This is a genomic window from Stenotrophomonas sp. 364, from assembly GCF_009832905.1.
Taxonomy (GTDB): Bacteria; Pseudomonadota; Gammaproteobacteria; order Xanthomonadales; family Xanthomonadaceae; genus Stenotrophomonas; species Stenotrophomonas maltophilia_AP.
Window position 1 is genome coordinate 2,501,532 of the sequence record NZ_CP047135.1, and the last position, 16,562, is coordinate 2,518,093.

Here is a 16,562-nt window from a genome sequence, read left to right on the forward strand (position 1 = left end):
CCGACGATGTTCATTCCGTCCGCCTTCGCCGAGACCGATCTGATCTGGCTGGACCGGCTGCTGGCGCGCGATGCGTTCGTCACCCTCGTGACCAACGGAGCCGACGGCTACCCGCAGGCCACGCGCCTGCCGGTGGTGTATACGCGTGGTGCGGGCGGCATCCTGATCGAGGGCCACTGGGCCAAACCGAATCCGCAGGCCGGCCACGCCGGCCCGGCCACGCTGCTGGTGAACGGCCCGCACGCGTATGTGTCGCCGGGCTGGTATCCGGACAAGGTCGCGCAGGCGCGCGTGCCAACCTGGAACTATGCCGCGGCCGAACTGCGCGGCGTGCTGGAGCCGGTCACCGACCCGGACGCGCTGGTGGCGATGCTGGACGCACTGAGCATGCATTACGAAGGCACGGTGGGCGGCGATTGGGACCTGCTGCCGATCGAGCCGCGCCAGCAGCGCATGCTGGCCGGCATCGTCGGCTTCCGCTTCCGGCCGGCCCAGGTACAGATCAAGCTCAAACTGAGCCAGAACCACCCGGAGGCGAACCAGCGCAGCGTGATCGACGCGCTGTCGACGCTGGACGCCCCGGCTTCCCGCGAGCTGGCGCAGTGGATGCGCTGGCGCCGCGACGGCGACGCCGCCGGCTGACCCTCCCCGTTTTCCGCGACGTTGCGGCCAGGCTGGCCGCGCCTTGCCCCCACCTCACGTCAGGGACACCTGCCCCATGAAAGACATCCACAAGCTGCTGCAGAACAACCGCGAATGGGCGGACCGGATCGAGAAGGAAGACCCCGACTTCTTCCACCAGCTGGCCAAGCAGCAGCATCCGGAATACCTGTGGATCGGCTGCTCGGATTCGCGCGTGCCGGCCAACCAGATCATCGGGATGGCGCCGGGCGAAGTGTTCGTGCACCGCAACGTCGCCAACGTGGTCGTGCACACCGACCTCAACTGCCTGAGCGTGATCCAGTACGCGGTGGACCAGCTGAAGGTGAAACACATCCTGATCGTGGGCCATTACGGCTGCGGCGGCGTACACGCCAGCCTGAACAACACGCGCGTGGGCCTGGCCGACAACTGGCTGCGGCACGTGGGCGATGTGGCGCAGAAGCATGCCGCGATCATGGACGCGATCGAAGAGCCGGAGCTGAAGCATGCGCGGCTGTGCGAACTGAACGTGATCGAGCAGGTGGTGAATGCCTGCCGGTCGACGATCGTGCAGGACGCCTGGGCGCGCGGGCAGAAGCTGATGGTGCACGGCTGGGTCTACAGCCTGAAGGACGGCCGGGTGCGCGAAATGGGCATCGACGTGGGCGCACCGGAAGACCTGCAGCCAGCCTACGAGCGGGCGCTGGCGCACGTACCGCGCCGCGGCAAGCGCGACTGACCCTTCCCCACTACGGACATCGCACCATGCTCCCCATGCCGATCAACCTGCTGGGCTGGATCGAAGAACACCGGCACCTGCTGAAGCCGCCGGTGGGCAACAAGATGATCGAGAACGGGGACTTCATCGTGATGGTGGTGGGCGGACCGAACAGCCGGACGGACTACCATTACGACGAAGGCCCGGAGTGGTTCTACCAGCTCGAAGGCGAGATGGTGCTGAAGGTGCAGGAAGACGGCGCCGTGCGCGACATTCCGATCCGCGCGGGCGAGATTTTCCTGCTGCCGGGCAAGGTGCCGCATTCCCCGCGCCGCCCGCCCGGCGGCGTGGGACTGGTAGTGGAGCGCAAGCGCCTCGCCCACGAACGCGACGGCCTGCTGTGGTTCTGCGAACGCTGCAACCACAAACTGTACGAAGAATTCTTCGCGCTGGAAAACATCGAAACGGACCTGCCGAAAGTGTTTGCGCGGTACCAGGCATCGGTGGAGATGCGCACGTGTGAGGCCTGCGGGCATGTGGACCCGTTGCCGGGGGCTGTTGCGGTTGAGGATTGAGAAGCGCCGAGCTGCACGCGCGCGTTTGCGCTGAAAGCAGCCGACCAACGGTCGGCTCTACCCCCGGGTGACGTCACGTGGCCCCGCGTCACCTCGACCCTGGCAGGGACCATCCTCGATCGACGGCCGATAGCCCTGCGTCGTTCGATGGCAGCATGACCGCTGAGCGGAGAGCAGCCGACCAACGGTCGGCTCTACCAGCGTGTCCCGACGACACCCCGCGTCGCCCCGCATCACTCCGCATGACCCCGCATTGCCCCGCGCCATGCCGCCTCATCCCGCACTACCCCGCTTCACCCGCTTCACCCGCTTCACCCGCATCACCCGCATCACCCGCATCACCCCACTTCGCCACGGCATTACCCGCGTTTCCCGTGCGCACCGACCCTGTGTCAGGGCGTGGTGCGGGTGGGTGGCCGGGACCCTCCACCGCATGGATGCGGTGGCGGAGCCTCCACGGACGGATTTACGGCGTGTCCCGGCCACCCACCCGCACCGCGCCGGCCCACCCACCGCACAGCCACCCCGCTTCTGCCGTTGCCGTTGCCGCTGCCGTTGCCGTTGCCGCTGCCGTTGCCGTTGCCGTTGCCGTTGCCGTTGCCGTTGCCGTCGCCGTCGCACTTGCCGCACGCCTCGAAAAAACAAAAACCACCCCAACCACCGGATTCAGCCCACGCCCCCACCACACGGATAAACTGTCCGTCACTGTCACCGCTGGTTGCACCATGTCCGAACTTCTCAGCCGCACCCACGCTGTTGCCCTGGACGCCGCCGACCCACTGCGCACCCTGCGCAGCGAGTTCGTCTTCCCCCAGCACAACCACCGCGACCAGACCTACTTCGTCGGCAACTCGCTTGGCCTGCAACCGCGCGGCGCCCGGGCCGCGGTCCAGGACGTCATGGACAAATGGGCCAGCCTCGCCGTCGAAGGCCACTTCACCGGTGATACCCAGTGGCTGCGCTACCACCGCCTCGTCAGCGAACAGCTCGCCCGCATCGTCGGCGCGCTGCCCAGCGAAGTGGTCGCCATGAACACCCTCAGCGTCAACCTGCACCTGATGATGGTCAGCTTCTACCGGCCCAGCCGCGAGCGCCCCGCCATCCTCATCGAAGCCGGCGCGTTCCCCACCGACCGCCACGCCGTCGAATCGCAGATCCGCTTCCACGGCTTCGACCCGGCCACCGACCTTATCGAAGTCCAGCCCGACGAACCCAACGGCACCATTTCACTGCAGGCCATCGAGCGTGCCATCACCGAACACGGCCCGCGCCTGGCGCTGGTCCTGTGGCCCGGCGTGCAGTACCGCAGCGGCCAGGTCTTCGACCTTGATGCCATCACCCGCATGGCCCGCCTGCAGGGCGCCCGCGTCGGCTTCGACCTAGCCCACTCGGTCGGCAACGTACCCCTGCAGCTGCACGACATCGCCCCCGACTTCGCCGTCTGGTGCCACTATAAATACCTCAACGCCGGCCCCGGCGCCGTGGCCGGCTGCTTCGTGCACGAACGCCACCACCGCGACACCAGCCTGCCGCGCTTCGCCGGCTGGTGGGGCCACGAGGAAGCCACCCGCTTCAAGATGGCCCCGCAGTTCGTGCCCGCCGTCGGCGCCGAAGGCTGGCAGCTCAGCAACCCGCCCGTGCTCGGCCTGGCCCCGCTACGCGCCGCGCTCGACGTCGTCGACAAGGCCGGTGGCATCGCTGCCCTGCGCGAAAAGTCGCTGCGCCTGACCGGCCTGCTCGACGCGCTGGTGCGCGCCCGCCTGACCGGCGTGCTGGAGGTGCTCACCCCCAGCGAGCCGGACCGCCGCGGCTGCCAGCTCTCGCTGCGCGTGGTAGGGGGGCGCGAGCGTGGCCGCAGCCTGTTCGAATACCTGCAGACCGTCGGCGTGCTCGGTGACTGGCGGGAACCGGACGTCATCCGCATCTCGCCCACGCCGCTCTACAACCGTTACCAGGACCTGCACCACTTCGTCGACGAAGTGGACGCCTGGGCAGGGCTGTAATCATCCCCGCCCTCCCCGCCCCCACGGACATCGATGTGATCGCACCCCCTTCCCGCTCGCTGAGCATCATCGGCGCTGGCCTGGCCGGCTCCCTGCTCGCCATCCTGCTGTCCCGCCAAGGCTGGCGGATCACCCTGTACGAACGTCGCGGCGACCCGCGCATCAGCGACTACGAGTCGGGACGCTCGATCAACCTGGCCCTGGCCGAACGCGGCCGCAATGCGCTGCGCCAGGCCGGGGTCGAAGACGCGGTCATGGCCAAGGCGGTGATGATGCGCGGGCGCATGGTGCACCCGCGCCAGGGCGAGCCGCAGCTGCAACGCTACGGCCGCGACGACAGCGAAGTGATCTGGTCGATCCACCGCAAGGACCTCAACACCACGCTGTTGCAGCTGGCCGAAGATGCCGGTGCGCAGGTGCATTTCCACCGCCGCCTGCACACCGTCGATTTCGATGCCGGCTATGCCCGTTTCATCGACGACCGCGACGACCAGCCGCACGACATCCGGTTCGACACCCTGATCGGTGCCGACGGGGCCGGCTCGGCGCTGCGCGCGGCGATGAACCGCAAGCAGCCGCTGGACGAGCGCACCGAGTTCCTCGACCACTCCTACAAGGAACTGGAGATCCCGCCCACCGCCGACGGTGGCTTCCGCATCGAAGCCAACGCGCTGCACATCTGGCCGCGCGGGCACTACATGTGCATTGCGCTGCCCAATGACGAAGGCACCTTCACCGTCACCCTGTTCCTGCCCAACGAAGGCGACCCGAGCTTTGCCACCACCACCACCGGTGCCGAGGCCGAAGCGCTGTTCGCACGCGACTTCCCCGATGCGCTGGCCCTGATCCCCAACCTGCGCCGCGACTGGGAAGAACACCCGCCCGGCCTGCTCGGCACGCTGCACCTCAAACATTGGCACCTGCACGGCCGCGCCGTGCTGCTCGGCGACGCCGCGCACGCGATGGTGCCCTTCCACGGCCAGGGCATGAACTGCGCGTTTGAAGACTGCGTGGCGCTGGCCGGCCACCTGCTCCAGCAGGACACGCTGGCGGCAGCCTTTGCCGCCTTCGAGGCCGACCGCAAGCCCAACGCCGAAGCGATCCAGCAGATGGCGTTGGACAACTACCTGGAAATGCGCGACCGCGTCGCCGACCCGGCCTTCCTGCTCCAGCGTGAACTGGAACAGGCCCTGCAGGCGCGCTGGCCCACGCGTTTCGTGCCGCACTACACCATGGTGACTTTCCTGCACACACCGTATGCGGTAGCGCATGCGCGCACCGAACTGCAGCGTCGCATCCTCGAAGATGCCACCGCCGGGCACGACAGCCTGGACCACATCGACTGGGCCGCCCTGGAGCGCATCGTGCATGCGCAGCTGCCCGTGCTGGAGGGCGCGCACTGATGGCTGACAGCTTCCTGTTCTACGACCTGGAAACCTTCGGCCAGGACCCGCGTCGTACACGCATCGCGCAGTTCGCCGCGATCCGCACCGACGCCGACCTAAACATCATCGACGAACCGGTCAGCTTCTACGTCAAGCCCGCCGATGACCTCCTGCCTTCGCCGGTGGCCACCCTGATCACCGGCATCACCCCGCAGCATGCGCTGGCCGCCGGCGTCAGCGAAGCCGAGGCGTTCGCGCGCATCAACGACCTGATGGCGCGCCCGGCCACCTGCTCGCTGGGCTACAACACGCTGCGCTTCGACGACGAGTTCGTGCGCCACGGGCTGTTCCGCAACTTCTACGACCCGTATGAGCGCGAGTGGCGCAACGGCAATTCGCGCTGGGACCTGCTGGACATGATGCGGCTGCTGCATGCGCTGCGTCCGGAGGGCGTGGTGTGGCCGCAGCGCGAAGATGGCGCCACCTCGTTCAAGCTCGAGCACCTGGCCACCGCCAACAACGTCCGCCAGGGCGACGCCCACGAAGCGCTGTCGGACGTGCACGCCACCATCGGCCTGGCGCGCCTGTTCAAGCAGGCCCAGCCGCGCTTGTGGGACTACGCACTGAAGCTGCGCGACAAGCGCTTCGTGGCCAGCCTGCTCGACGTGGACGCCCTGCAGCCGGTGCTGCACATTTCGATGCGCTACCCGGCCCAGCGCATGTGCGCCGCCCCGGTGCTGCCGCTGGCCCGCCACCCGTACATCAACAACCGCATCATCGCGCTCGACCTGGACGGCGACATCGACGCGCTGCTGGAACTGCCGGCCGAGACCCTCGCCGCGCGCCTCTACACCCGCGCCGCCGACCTGGCCGAAGGCGAGCAGCGCGTGCCGCTCAAGGAAGTGCACCTCAACAAGGTGCCAGCACTGGTGGCCTGGAACCATCTGCGCCCGGCCGATCACGCACGCCTGGGCATCGACCCGGCAGCGATCGAGGCCAAGGCCGCCCGCCTGCGCGAGCTGGGCCCGACCCTGGCCGAGAAGGTGCGCCAGGTGTTCGGCGGCGAGCGCGTGCTGCCCCCCAGCGACGTGGACGCCTCGCTCTATGACGGCTTCCTGGCCGACGGCGACAAGGCGCTGATGACCCGTATCCGCACCAGCCCGCCGGCCGAACTGGCCAGCTACGCTGAGCGCCTGCGCGACCCGCGCATGCCCGAGCTGCTGTTCCGCTACCGCGCGCGCAACCACCCGCAGACCCTGGATGCGACCGAACGCTCACGCTGGAACGATTACCGTCGCCAGCGCCTGCTTGGCGACACCGCGCTGGGCGAGCAGACCCTGCCGCAGTTCCGCGCGCAGCTGGACGCACTGGCCACCGAGCATGCCGCCGATCCGGCCAGGCTCGCCCTGCTGCAGCAGCTGCGCGACTGGGGCACCCACCTGGAGCAGAGCCTGTGAGCACGTATTTCAACCCGAAGAGCTTTACCTTCCTGCGCGGCCTGGCCCGCAACAACGACAAGACCTGGTTCAACGAACACAAGCCGCAGTACGAAGAGCACGTGCGTCAGCCGTTCCTGCGCCTGATCGCCGACCTGCAACCGGACCTGGCCGCGGTCAGCGAGCATTTCCGCGCCGACCCGCGTGGCGTCGGCGGTTCGCTGTTCCGCATCTACCGCGACGCGCGCTTCTCCAACGACAAGTCGCCGTACAAGAGCTGGCAGGGCGCGCGGCTGTTCCATGAGCGCCGCAAGCAGGTACCGGCCCCGTCGTTCTACATCCACCTGCAACCCGGCGAGAGCTTCGTCGGTGCCGGGCTGTGGCATCCCGAGCCGGCCACCCAGCGCAAGGTGCGGCACTTCATCGTCGACAACCCGGGCAGCTGGAAGGCGGCCGCGCATTCGCCCGTGCTGCGCAGGAAGTTCGACTTCGAGGAGAGCGAAAAGCTGGTGCGCCCACCGCGGGGCTTCGAGCCCGACTTCGAATTCATCGACGACCTCAAGCACCGCAACTGGGTGTTCTGGCGCTCGCTCGACGATGCGGTGATGACCGGCCCGCGCCTGCGCCAGACCATCGCGGCGGACCTGGTCACGCTGGGGCCGTTCGTGGACTACCTGTGCGCGGCGCTGGACTTGGAATTCTGAGCACCATGCCCACGCATACCGCCATTCCGACGCGCCCGCTGGGGCGCAGCGGCCTGCAGGTATCGCAGGTGGCGCTGGGCTGCTCCGGCTTCTGGGGCAACCATCGGTTCGCCGAAGGCCAGGCCGAACGCATCGTGCGCCGCGCGTTGGAGCGCGGCGTGAACCTGTTCGACACCGGCCACAACTATTCGGCGTTCAACGCCGAGCCACGGCTGGGCCGCATCCTGCAGCGCGCCTATGCCAGCCACCCGCGCGACGGGCTGGTGATTTCCAGCAAGGCCGGCACGCTGACCGGCCAGGCCGGCATCAGCGGCGCCGAGCAACGCGACTTTTCGCCGGCGAACATCGAGCGCAGCTGCGCCGCCTCGCTGCGCAACCTGCACTGCGACCACCTGGACATCTTCCAGCTGCACGGCATCGGCCTGCACGAACTGAGCGACGAACTGCTCACCGCGCTGGAGCGCATGCGCCGCAACGGCATGTTCCGCCTGCTGGGGATCAACACCCATACCGGCGCGATCATGCAGCACATTGCCGACCACCCCACCCTGTTCGACGTGGCGCTGATCGACTACAACGTGCTGCAGCAGGACCGCGAACCGCTGATCGCCGCCATGCACGCGGCGGGCATCGGCGTGCTGGCCGGCACCGTGCTGGCCCAGGGCCACCTGCTGCCGGCGCGGGTGCGGTTGCCGCGGCTGGCCGACGCCTGGTACCTGGCGCGTGCGTGGCTGAAGCCCTCCAGCCGCCAGCTGATGCGCAGCGCGCGCACCCTGCGGAAGGCAGTGGCCAGCGTGCACTCGCAGTTGCCCGGGCAGACCGCGTTTGCCTACGTGCTGCAGAACCCGGGCATCGCCAGTGGCGTGCTGGGCACGACCCGGGTGGGCAACCTCGACCAGATCCTGGACACCCGCGTGGACGCGCTGCAGCCCGACGAACGGGCGCGGCTGGTGGCCGCGTTCCAGCGCGCCGGCAGCTCGCCCAGCCAGTAGCGTTCACACTTCTCCACCGGCGCTGCGGCAAGCTCGGGGCAGTCTCCTGCAGGTACCGGATCGATGAAGAAACTTCCGTGGTTGCTGCTGGCCCTGCTGCTGGTGCTGGCAGGCCTGTTTTTCAGCGGGCCCTACCTGACCGTGCGCGGCCTGGCCCAGGCCATCGAAACCCGCGACACCGCCAAGCTGGACCGCTACGTCGACTTCCCGCTGCTGCGCGCCAACCTGCGCGCCCAGCTCAACGACTATGTGGTGCGCCAGGCCGGCCCGGAGGTGCAGTCCAACCTGCTGGGTGCGCTGCTGCTGTCGGCCAGCGAGAAGCTGACCGGGACCGCCGTGGATGCGATGGCCACGCCCACCGGCATCGGCGCACTGCTGGAAGGCCACACCTTGTGGAAACGGGCCAGCAACGACCTGGAAAGCAACGACGCCTACGCCGCGCCGCGCAAGCCGCGCCCGCTGCGGGGCGCCGAGCACCATTTCGAATCGCTGTCGCGCTTCACCGCCACCACGCATACCGCCAGCGGCGCGCCCATCGTGTTCGTCCTGCAGCGCTTCGGGCTGCGCTGGAAGCTGGTGGACATCCGCCTGCCACTATCGGACGACGCGCCCCAACAGCCGACAGGCCTCCCCATCCGGTAGGGACCGCCCGTTGGCAGGTGCGTTGAGGTGGGTGGGTGCGCCAAATGCCTCCGGCCATGGCCCACGGTCATGACCTACCCGTCGTTGGCGACGCCGTGGGGTACGTGCCCGGCGGCCACGCTCTGGTGCTGGCGGGCGCTGTCGATGTTGTGCTGCGAATCGTCGAAGAAGATGTCCGCGCCGAACGCTTCCAGGAACGGCCCCTTGTGCCGCCCGCCCAGGAACAGCGCCTCGTCCAGGCGCACGCCCCACTCGCGCAGGGTGCGGATGACCCGCTCGTGTGCCGGCGCCGAACGCGCGGTCACCAGCGCGGTACGGATCGGCGCATCCTCGCCCGACGGGAACACCGCCTGCAGGGTATGCAGGGCAGACAGGAAGTTGCGGAACGGGCCGCCGCTGAGCGGCTCGCGCGCATTCTCACGCTCATGCCGGCCGAACGCTTCCACGCCCTGCTCGCGCGAGATGCGCTCGCTTTCGTCGCCGAAGATCACCGCGTCGCCATCGAAGGCAATACGCAGCTGGCCCAGTGGCCGGCCCAGGTCGACCTGCTCGGCGGCGGCGATGGTCTCGCCCGGCGGCTTGGGCAGGATGGTGGCCGCGGCAATGCCGTGCAACAGCGCGCGGCGCACCGACTCGGGGTTGGCCGACAGGAACAGGTCGGTGCCGAACGGCTTCACGTAGGGCCAGGTAGGCTCGCCGGCGGTGAAGGTGGCGCGGATGATGCCCAGGCCGTAATGCTGGATCGAGTTGAAGATGCGCAGACCGGTGTCGGCCGAGTTGCGCGACAGCAGGATCACTTCCACCCGTGGTTGTTCGGGCGACTGTCCCTGGTTGAGCGCCAGCAGCTTGCGCACCACCGGGAAGGCCACGCCCGGGCGCAGCACGTCGTCCTCATGCTTGCGCTGGTATTCGGCGTAGGCATCCACGCCCTCGGCCTCGAACAGCGCATGGCCTTCTTCGAGATCGAACAGCGCGCGCGAGGTTACCGCGACGGTCAGCAGACGGGGGGTGTTGTCGCCCATGGCACTCAGCAATCCAATGCGGCCGCAGCGGCCGGCCAGCCATTGTCCCACAGTGGATGGCTGTGACGGCCCGGCCCGTTCAGAACATGAACTGTTCGCTGAGGATCCGGTCTTCCAGGTTGTGCTCGGGGTCGAACAGCAGGGTGACCCGGCGCTCGCGCGATTCGCGGATGGTCACTTCGACCACGTCGCGGGTTTCGTGGGAGTCAGCGGTCACACTCACCGGGCGCTTGTACGGGTCGAGCACGCGGAAGCGCACCTCGGTGTCGGCCTTGAGGATCGCCCCGCGCCACCGGCGCGGCCGGTACGGCGCCAGCGGGGTCAGCGCGATGGTATGCGAGCCCAGCGGCAGGATCGGTCCATGCGCGGAATAGTTGTAGGCGGTGCTGCCAGCCGGGGTGGCCACCAGCACGCCGTCACCGATCAGTTCGGCCACGCGCTCCTGGCCATTGAGATCCACGCCGATATGCGCGGCCTGGCGGGTCTGGCGCAGCAGCGAGACGTCGTTGTAGGCAAGCGAGCCGGTGGTGGTGCCCGACTCGGTCAGTGCAAGCATCTCCAGCGGCCGCAGGTGCGCGGGCTCGGCCGCCGCGAGGCGGGCCGGGAGGTCCTCGTCACGGAACTGGTTCATCAGGAACCCGACCGTGCCCAGCTTCATGCCGAACACCGGCTTGCCGAGCGCGGCATGCCGATGCAGGGTCTGCAGCATGAAGCCATCGCCCCCCAGCGGGCACAGCACATCGGCCTGCTCGGGCGTGCAATCGCCATAGCGGGCCAGCATCTGCGCCAGCGCCTGCTGCGCGGGCTCGGTGTTGCTGGCCAGGAAGGCGATACGGGGGGAAGCGCTCATCGGTGGATCCGGTGCGGCAGTTTGTTGCACAGAGCATACCTGCCGCACCACGGCAAAGCAGCCGTCGCTCTTTGTTCCTGGGCTGGGCCGGGGGGTGTGGGTTCACGGGACCCTCCACCGCATGGATGCGGTGGCGGAGCCTACAAGGACGTACTTGCGGCGTGTCCCGTGAACCCACACAGCCCCGCCCAGCCCAGGAGCAAACGGCACGCGCTGCCGTTCGCCTTTGCCGCACCAAGCCAAACAACCAAACAAAAAAGGCCCCGCGTGAGCGGGGCCGTTGGTTTTCATGCACGTGCCAGGCACGCGCCTGGAGCAGAGCCCCCCTGAGTCAGGGGGGCGCGCCGAAGGCGCGGGAGTCTGGAAGCATCGTTTGCATGGGCCCCACGGTTTGCAAAGCAAACCGTGGGGCGTCAGCGCGAATGCGCTCACGCACCATGCTTACGCACCATGCGCGGCCAGCTGACCCAGGCGCTGCACCGCGACCGAGACGGTCGGGTAGTCCAGGGTCTTCTGCTCGGCCAGTTCGGCCAGCATCGACAGGGTGAAGCGCAGGCTGCTGTCGTCACGGCCGATCCAGGCCGCCACCTTGGCTTCGGCGCTGCTGCCCTTCATCGACAGCACCTGGGCAGCCAGGTTGCGATGGTGGGCGGCCAACTCGTCGCGCAGCACGCCACGCGCCACTGCATGCCAACGGCCGTTGACCTCCAGCGCGTCGATCTGCTCGAACAACCACGGCAGCTGCAGGGCGTCGCCCAGGCGGAAGTGGATCTTGGACACGTCCACCGGCTTCAGCTTGCGGGTCCGGGCCAGTTCGATGATGTCGAACGCCGGTTCCAGGAACTGCAGCTCGGACAGCTGCTGTGCCAGTGCCGGCGGCAGGCCCTTTTCCTTCCACTCGGCCACGCTCGCCTCGTAAGCCGGGCGCTGCGAATCGGGCAGCACGCCCGATGCCACGCGGATGTCATTGAAGGCGGCCTGGTAGCGGTTCACCGCCTCGGTGATGCCCGGCATCGTGCCCGGGCGCGACAGCAGCCAGCGCACGAACGAACGCTGCAGCTTCCAGATCACTTCCAGCGCATCGATCTGCACCGATTCCGGCAGCGTGCCGTCGAGCGCATCGATCTGTGCCCACAGGGCACGTGCGTCCAGCGTTTCACGGCTGATCGTGTAGGCCTTGGCGACCTCGGCCACGCTGCGGCCGGTGTCTTCCTGCATACGCATCAGGAACGTGGCGCCCATCCGGTTGATGGTCTGGTTGGTCACGGCCGTGGCGATGATTTCGCGCTTCAGGCGGTGACGCTCCATCGCATCGGCATACTTCTTCTGCAGCGGCGTCGGGAAGTAACGCTGCAGCTCCTTGGACAGGTACGGATCTTCCGGGATGTCCGAATCCAGCAGTTGGGCAAACGCAACCAGCTTGGAGTAGGACAGCAGCACCGACAGTTCCGGACGGGTCAGGCCCTGGCCGCGCGCCTTGCGTGCCGACAGCTCCGCATCGGAGGGCAGGTACTCGATCTGGCGATCCAGCAGGCCCTGCTGCTCCAGCGTGCGGATGAAGTGCTGCTTGGAGCCCAGGCGCTTGACCGCCATCCGCTCCATCAGGCTCAGGGCCTGGTTCTGGCGGTAGTTGTCGTTGAGCACCAGCGCGGCCACTTCGTCGGTCATCGACGCCAGCAGCTTGTTGCGCTGTTCAACGGTCAGCTTCTTGGCCCGCACCACATCATTGAGCAGGATCTTGATGTTGACTTCGTGGTCGGAGGTGTCCACACCGGCCGAGTTGTCGATGAAGTCGGTGTTGAGCAGCACGCCGGCCTGGGCCGCTTCGATACGGCCCAGCTGGGTCATGCCCAGGTTGCCGCCCTCGCCCACCACCTTGCAGCGCAACTCGCCGCCATTGACGCGCAGCGCGTTGTTGGCGCGGTCGCCGACATCGCTGTGCTGCTCGCTGGCGGCCTTGACGTAGGTGCCGATGCCGCCGTTCCACAGCAGGTCCACCGGGGCCTTGAGGATGGCGCTCATCAGGTCGTTGGGCGACATCGCCTTGACGTTCTCGTCCAGGCCCAGCACCTCACGCACCTGCGGGGTGATCTCGATCGACTTCAGGCTGCGCGGGTATACGCCGCCGCCCTTGCTGATCAGCTTGGCATCGTAATCGGCCCAGCTGGATCGCGGCACGGTGAACAGACGCTCGCGCTCGACGAAGGTCGTGGCCGCATCCGGGTTCGGGTCCAGGAAGATGTGGCGGTGATCGAACGCGGCGACCAAGCGGATGTGGCGCGACAGCAGCATGCCGTTGCCGAACACGTCGCCGGACATGTCGCCCACGCCGACCGCGGTGAAATCCTGGCTCTGGCTGTCACGGCCCAGCGCACGGAAGTGGCGCTTGACCGACTCCCACGCACCGCGCGCGGTGATGCCCATGCCCTTGTGGTCGTAACCGACCGAGCCACCGGAGGCGAACGCATCGCCCATCCAGAAGCCATGCGCGATGGCCAGGCCATTGGCGATGTCGGAGAAGGTCGCGGTGCCCTTGTCGGCCGCCACCACCAGGTACGGGTCGTCCATGTCGTGGCGGACCACGTCCACCGGCGGCACGATCTTGTTGTTGACGATGTTGTCGGTGATGTCCAGCAGGCCCTGGATGAACAGCTTGTAGCAGGCCACGCCGTTGGCGAACACCGCATCCCGGTCGCCGCTGGCCGGCGGTACCTTGGCGAAGAAGCCGCCCTTCGCGCCGACCGGCACGATGACCGTGTTCTTGACCATCTGCGCCTTGACCAGGCCCAGCACTTCGGTACGGAAGTCTTCGCGACGGTCCGACCAGCGCAGGCCACCACGGGCCACCGCGCCGAAGCGCAGGTGGGTGCCTTCCACGCGCGGGCCGTACACGAAGATTTCGCGGTACGGACGCGGCTTGGGCAGGTCCGGCACCAGCGCCGAATCGAACTTGAAGCTGATGACATGGCCGTGCTGGCCGTTGGCATCGGTCTGGTAGTAGCTGGTCCGCAGGGTGGCGTCGATCACGCCCATGAAGCTGCGCAGGATGCGGTCTTCATCCAGGCTGGAGACGCGGTCCATCAGCTTCAGAAGCGCGTCGCGCGCGGCATCCATCTGTGCCGTGCGGTCGCCCTTGCGGGCATCGACCACGGTCTTGAGCACCTTCAGGGTGGCCTCGTCGCCGCCGGCCAGCACGGTCAGGTGCTCGCGCAGCTGGGCCTGGCCCTCGGCGATGGCGTCCTTGCTCTCGTGGCCGGTTGCCGGGTCGAAGCGGGCTTCGAACAGTTCCACCAGCAGGCGGGCCAGCAGCGGGTAGCGGGTGAAGGTGCCTTCCACATAGGCCTGCGAGAACGGCACGCCGGTCTGCAGCAGGTACTTGCAGTAACCACGCAGCATCGCCACCTGGCGCCAATGCAGGCCAGCGGCCAGCACCAGGCGGTTGAAGCCGTCGTTCTCGGCATCGCCGTGCCACACGCGGGCGAAGGTTTCACCGAAGGCGGCATCGACGCTCGGAGCGTCGATCGCACCGGCTACCGATTCCACTTCGAAGTCCTGCACGTACACGGGCGCGTTGTCCACCGTGAGACGGTATGGACGCTCGGCGATCACGCGCAGGCCCATGTTTTCCATCATCGGCAGCGCGTCCGACAGCGGAATGTCGTCCAGCTGGCGGTACAGCTTCAGGCGCAGGCCATCGCCGCCTTCGCGCTGCACGGCCTGCAGGCTCAGGCGCAGGTCGTCCGGACCGGTCAGCGCGTCGAGCTGGCTGACGTCGTTGGCCGCGATCTCGGTGCTGGAGTCTTCGATGTAACCGGCCGGCAGGGCCTTGCCGATTCGGGCCGCAATGCGCAGGCCTTCGCTTTCACCATGGCGGGCCACCAGCGCTTCGCGCAGGTCGTCCTGCCAGTTGCGCAGCACCTGGGCCAGCTTCTGTTCCAGCGCGCTGGTGTCCACTTCAAGGGTCTGGCCAGCCTTCGGGCGCACGATCAGGTGCACCTGGGCCAGCGGCGACTCACCCAGTACCACCGAGCTGTCCACGTACTCGCCCTGCAGGGCGTCCTTGAGCATCGCTTCGATGCGCAGGCGCACGTCGGTGTTGAAGCGTTCGCGCGGCAGGTAGACCAGCGCGGAGATGAAACGGCTGTACTTGTCGCGGCGCAGGAACAGGCGGCTGCGCACGCGCTCCTGCAGGCCCAGCACGCCCATGGCGGTGCGGAACAGTTCGTCCTCGCTGGACTGGAACAGTTCTTCGCGCGGCAGGGTTTCCAGGATGTGGCGCAGGGCCTTGCCGCTATGGCTGCTCGGCGCCAGGCCGGAGTGGCTCATGACATATTCGTGGCGCTGCCGCACCAGCGGGATTTCCCACGGGCGGCGGTTGTAGGCGCTGGAGGTGAACAGGCCCAGGAAGCGCTGCTCGCCGATGATCTTGCCCTTGGCGTCGAATTCCAGCACGCCGATGTAGTCCATGTAGCCTGCGCGGTGAACGCGCGAACGGGCATTGGTCTTGGTCAGGATCAGCGCGTCCTTCAACCCGGTGGTGGCGTTGAGGCCCTGCGCAGCGAGGGTCTTGACCGGACGGGCGGCGGACTTGTCCTTGCCGCGCATCAGGCCCAGGCCGGTCTCGTTGAGCGGCGCCAGCACGTCTTCCTTGCCCTGCTTCTCCACGCGGTATTCGCGGTAGCCGAAGAAGGTGAAGTGGTTGTCGGCGGCCCAGCGCAGGAATTCCTGTGCTTCGGCGCGCGAAGCCGCATCGATCGGCAGCTGGCGGGTGCCGAGGTCGTCGGCCAGGCTCTTGGCCTTGCTGCGCATCGCGTCCCAGTCGCCGACGATGGCACGCACCTCGTCCAGCGCCTTGACGATCGCCTGCTCGACGTCGGCCATGGCTTCGGCCGGCTGGCGGTCGATTTCCAGCAGCATCACCGATTCGGCATTGCCGTCGCTGACACCGCTCAGCTTGCCGGCCTTGTCGCGCGCGAAGCGGATCACCGGGTGGCCCAGCACGTGCACGCCGATGCCATGCTCGGCCAGCGACATGGTCACCGTGTCGACCAGGAACGGCATGTCGTCATTGACGATCTGCAGCACCGTATGCGGCGACTCCCACCCGTTGCCCTTCAGGGTCGGGTTGAACACACGCACATTGGCCTTGCCGGATTTGCGCACGCGGGCGAACTCCAGCGTGTCGGCCGCCAGGGCGGCCCACTCCTCCGCGGTGTGGTGCGGGAACTCGTCCGCCTCCATGCGCTTGTAGAAGTCGGCGGCAAATGCGACGGCCTCGGCCTGCCCGGCCGCCGGGTAGCGCTTGCGCAAGGCCGTGTACACCGGCTCCAGCGAGAAGCCCACTGGCGAAACAGTCTGCGTATCGGCTGGTTTGGATTTGTTTTTCACGGTCTTGGCTGCTGGTTTCTGCGATTTCATGACGGAGCGGTGCGTGTTGCTCAGTTGGGAAAATGAAATTGTAGGCCTACCGCACAAAAATACCTTGCTGCAGGACGGAATAAGGTGATTCGGGTTGGGTGGCGTTTACGTCGCGATGGTCAATCCGCACGGGTACGGACGTTGGCGTGGGAGATCCACACGCAGCCAAGCATCG

12 protein-coding genes are annotated in these 16,562 nt (G+C 67.7%); 9 read left to right on the forward strand and 3 right to left on the reverse strand.

Annotated features, from left to right (window positions below; genetic code table 11):
* Nucleotides 1–6 precede the first annotated feature (6 nt).
* The 9 genes from GQ674_RS11395 (at nt 7) to GQ674_RS11435 (ending at nt 9,097) form a co-directional block, all read left to right on the forward strand.
* Nucleotides 7–642, forward strand: coding sequence for an FMN-binding negative transcriptional regulator (locus GQ674_RS11395; protein WP_159497169.1), 636 nt, complete (start codon nt 7–9; stop codon nt 640–642).
* A 76-nt stretch (nt 643–718) separates the two neighbouring features.
* A complete protein-coding gene (gene can, locus GQ674_RS11400) occupies nt 719–1,381 on the forward strand; it encodes a carbonate dehydratase (RefSeq protein WP_159497170.1) in 663 nt (220 codons plus the stop codon).
* A gap of 26 nt (nt 1,382–1,407) precedes the next feature.
* Entirely contained in the window at nt 1,408–1,935 is a 528-nt protein-coding gene (locus GQ674_RS11405; protein WP_159497171.1) for a 3-hydroxyanthranilate 3,4-dioxygenase, read from the forward strand.
* A gap of 725 nt (nt 1,936–2,660) precedes the next feature.
* On the forward strand, nt 2,661–3,938 hold the full coding sequence (kynU, locus tag GQ674_RS11410) for a kynureninase (RefSeq protein WP_159497172.1): 1,278 nt from the start codon (nt 2,661–2,663) through the stop codon (nt 3,936–3,938).
* Between the two features lie 38 nt (nt 3,939–3,976).
* Nucleotides 3,977–5,341, forward strand: a complete 1,365-nt coding sequence (locus GQ674_RS11415; RefSeq protein ID WP_201290273.1) for an FAD-dependent monooxygenase — start codon at nt 3,977–3,979, stop codon at nt 5,339–5,341.
* Nucleotides 5,341–6,780, forward strand: a complete 1,440-nt coding sequence (gene sbcB, locus GQ674_RS11420) for an exodeoxyribonuclease I (protein ID WP_159497174.1) — start codon at nt 5,341–5,343, stop codon at nt 6,778–6,780. The genes GQ674_RS11415 and sbcB overlap by 1 nt, the downstream gene beginning before the upstream one ends.
* Entirely contained in the window at nt 6,777–7,463 is a 687-nt protein-coding gene (locus GQ674_RS11425; RefSeq protein ID WP_159497175.1) for a DUF2461 domain-containing protein, read from the forward strand. Before sbcB ends, GQ674_RS11425 begins: the two co-directional genes overlap by 4 nt.
* Before the next feature lie 5 nt (nt 7,464–7,468).
* On the forward strand, nt 7,469–8,455 hold the full coding sequence (locus tag GQ674_RS11430) for an aldo/keto reductase (protein WP_159497176.1): 987 nt from the start codon (nt 7,469–7,471) through the stop codon (nt 8,453–8,455).
* A gap of 63 nt (nt 8,456–8,518) precedes the next feature.
* A complete protein-coding gene (locus GQ674_RS11435) occupies nt 8,519–9,097 on the forward strand; it encodes a DUF2939 domain-containing protein (protein WP_128096739.1) in 579 nt (192 codons plus the stop codon).
* A gap of 74 nt (nt 9,098–9,171) precedes the next feature.
* Here GQ674_RS11435 and GQ674_RS11440 read toward each other — a convergent pair whose 3' ends face one another.
* From GQ674_RS11440 to GQ674_RS11450, 3 genes are all read right to left on the reverse strand, one after another.
* On the reverse strand, nt 9,172–10,119 hold the full coding sequence (locus GQ674_RS11440) for a 5'-nucleotidase (RefSeq protein ID WP_128096738.1): 948 nt from the start codon (nt 10,117–10,119) through the stop codon (nt 9,172–9,174).
* Nucleotides 10,120–10,198: 79 nt separating this feature from the next.
* Nucleotides 10,199–10,969, reverse strand: a complete 771-nt coding sequence (locus tag GQ674_RS11445; protein WP_159497177.1) for an NAD kinase — start codon at nt 10,967–10,969, stop codon at nt 10,199–10,201.
* A gap of 441 nt (nt 10,970–11,410) precedes the next feature.
* Nucleotides 11,411–16,387, reverse strand: coding sequence for an NAD-glutamate dehydrogenase domain-containing protein (locus GQ674_RS11450; protein ID WP_159497178.1), 4,977 nt, complete (start codon nt 16,385–16,387; stop codon nt 11,411–11,413).
* Nucleotides 16,388–16,562 lie beyond the last annotated feature (175 nt).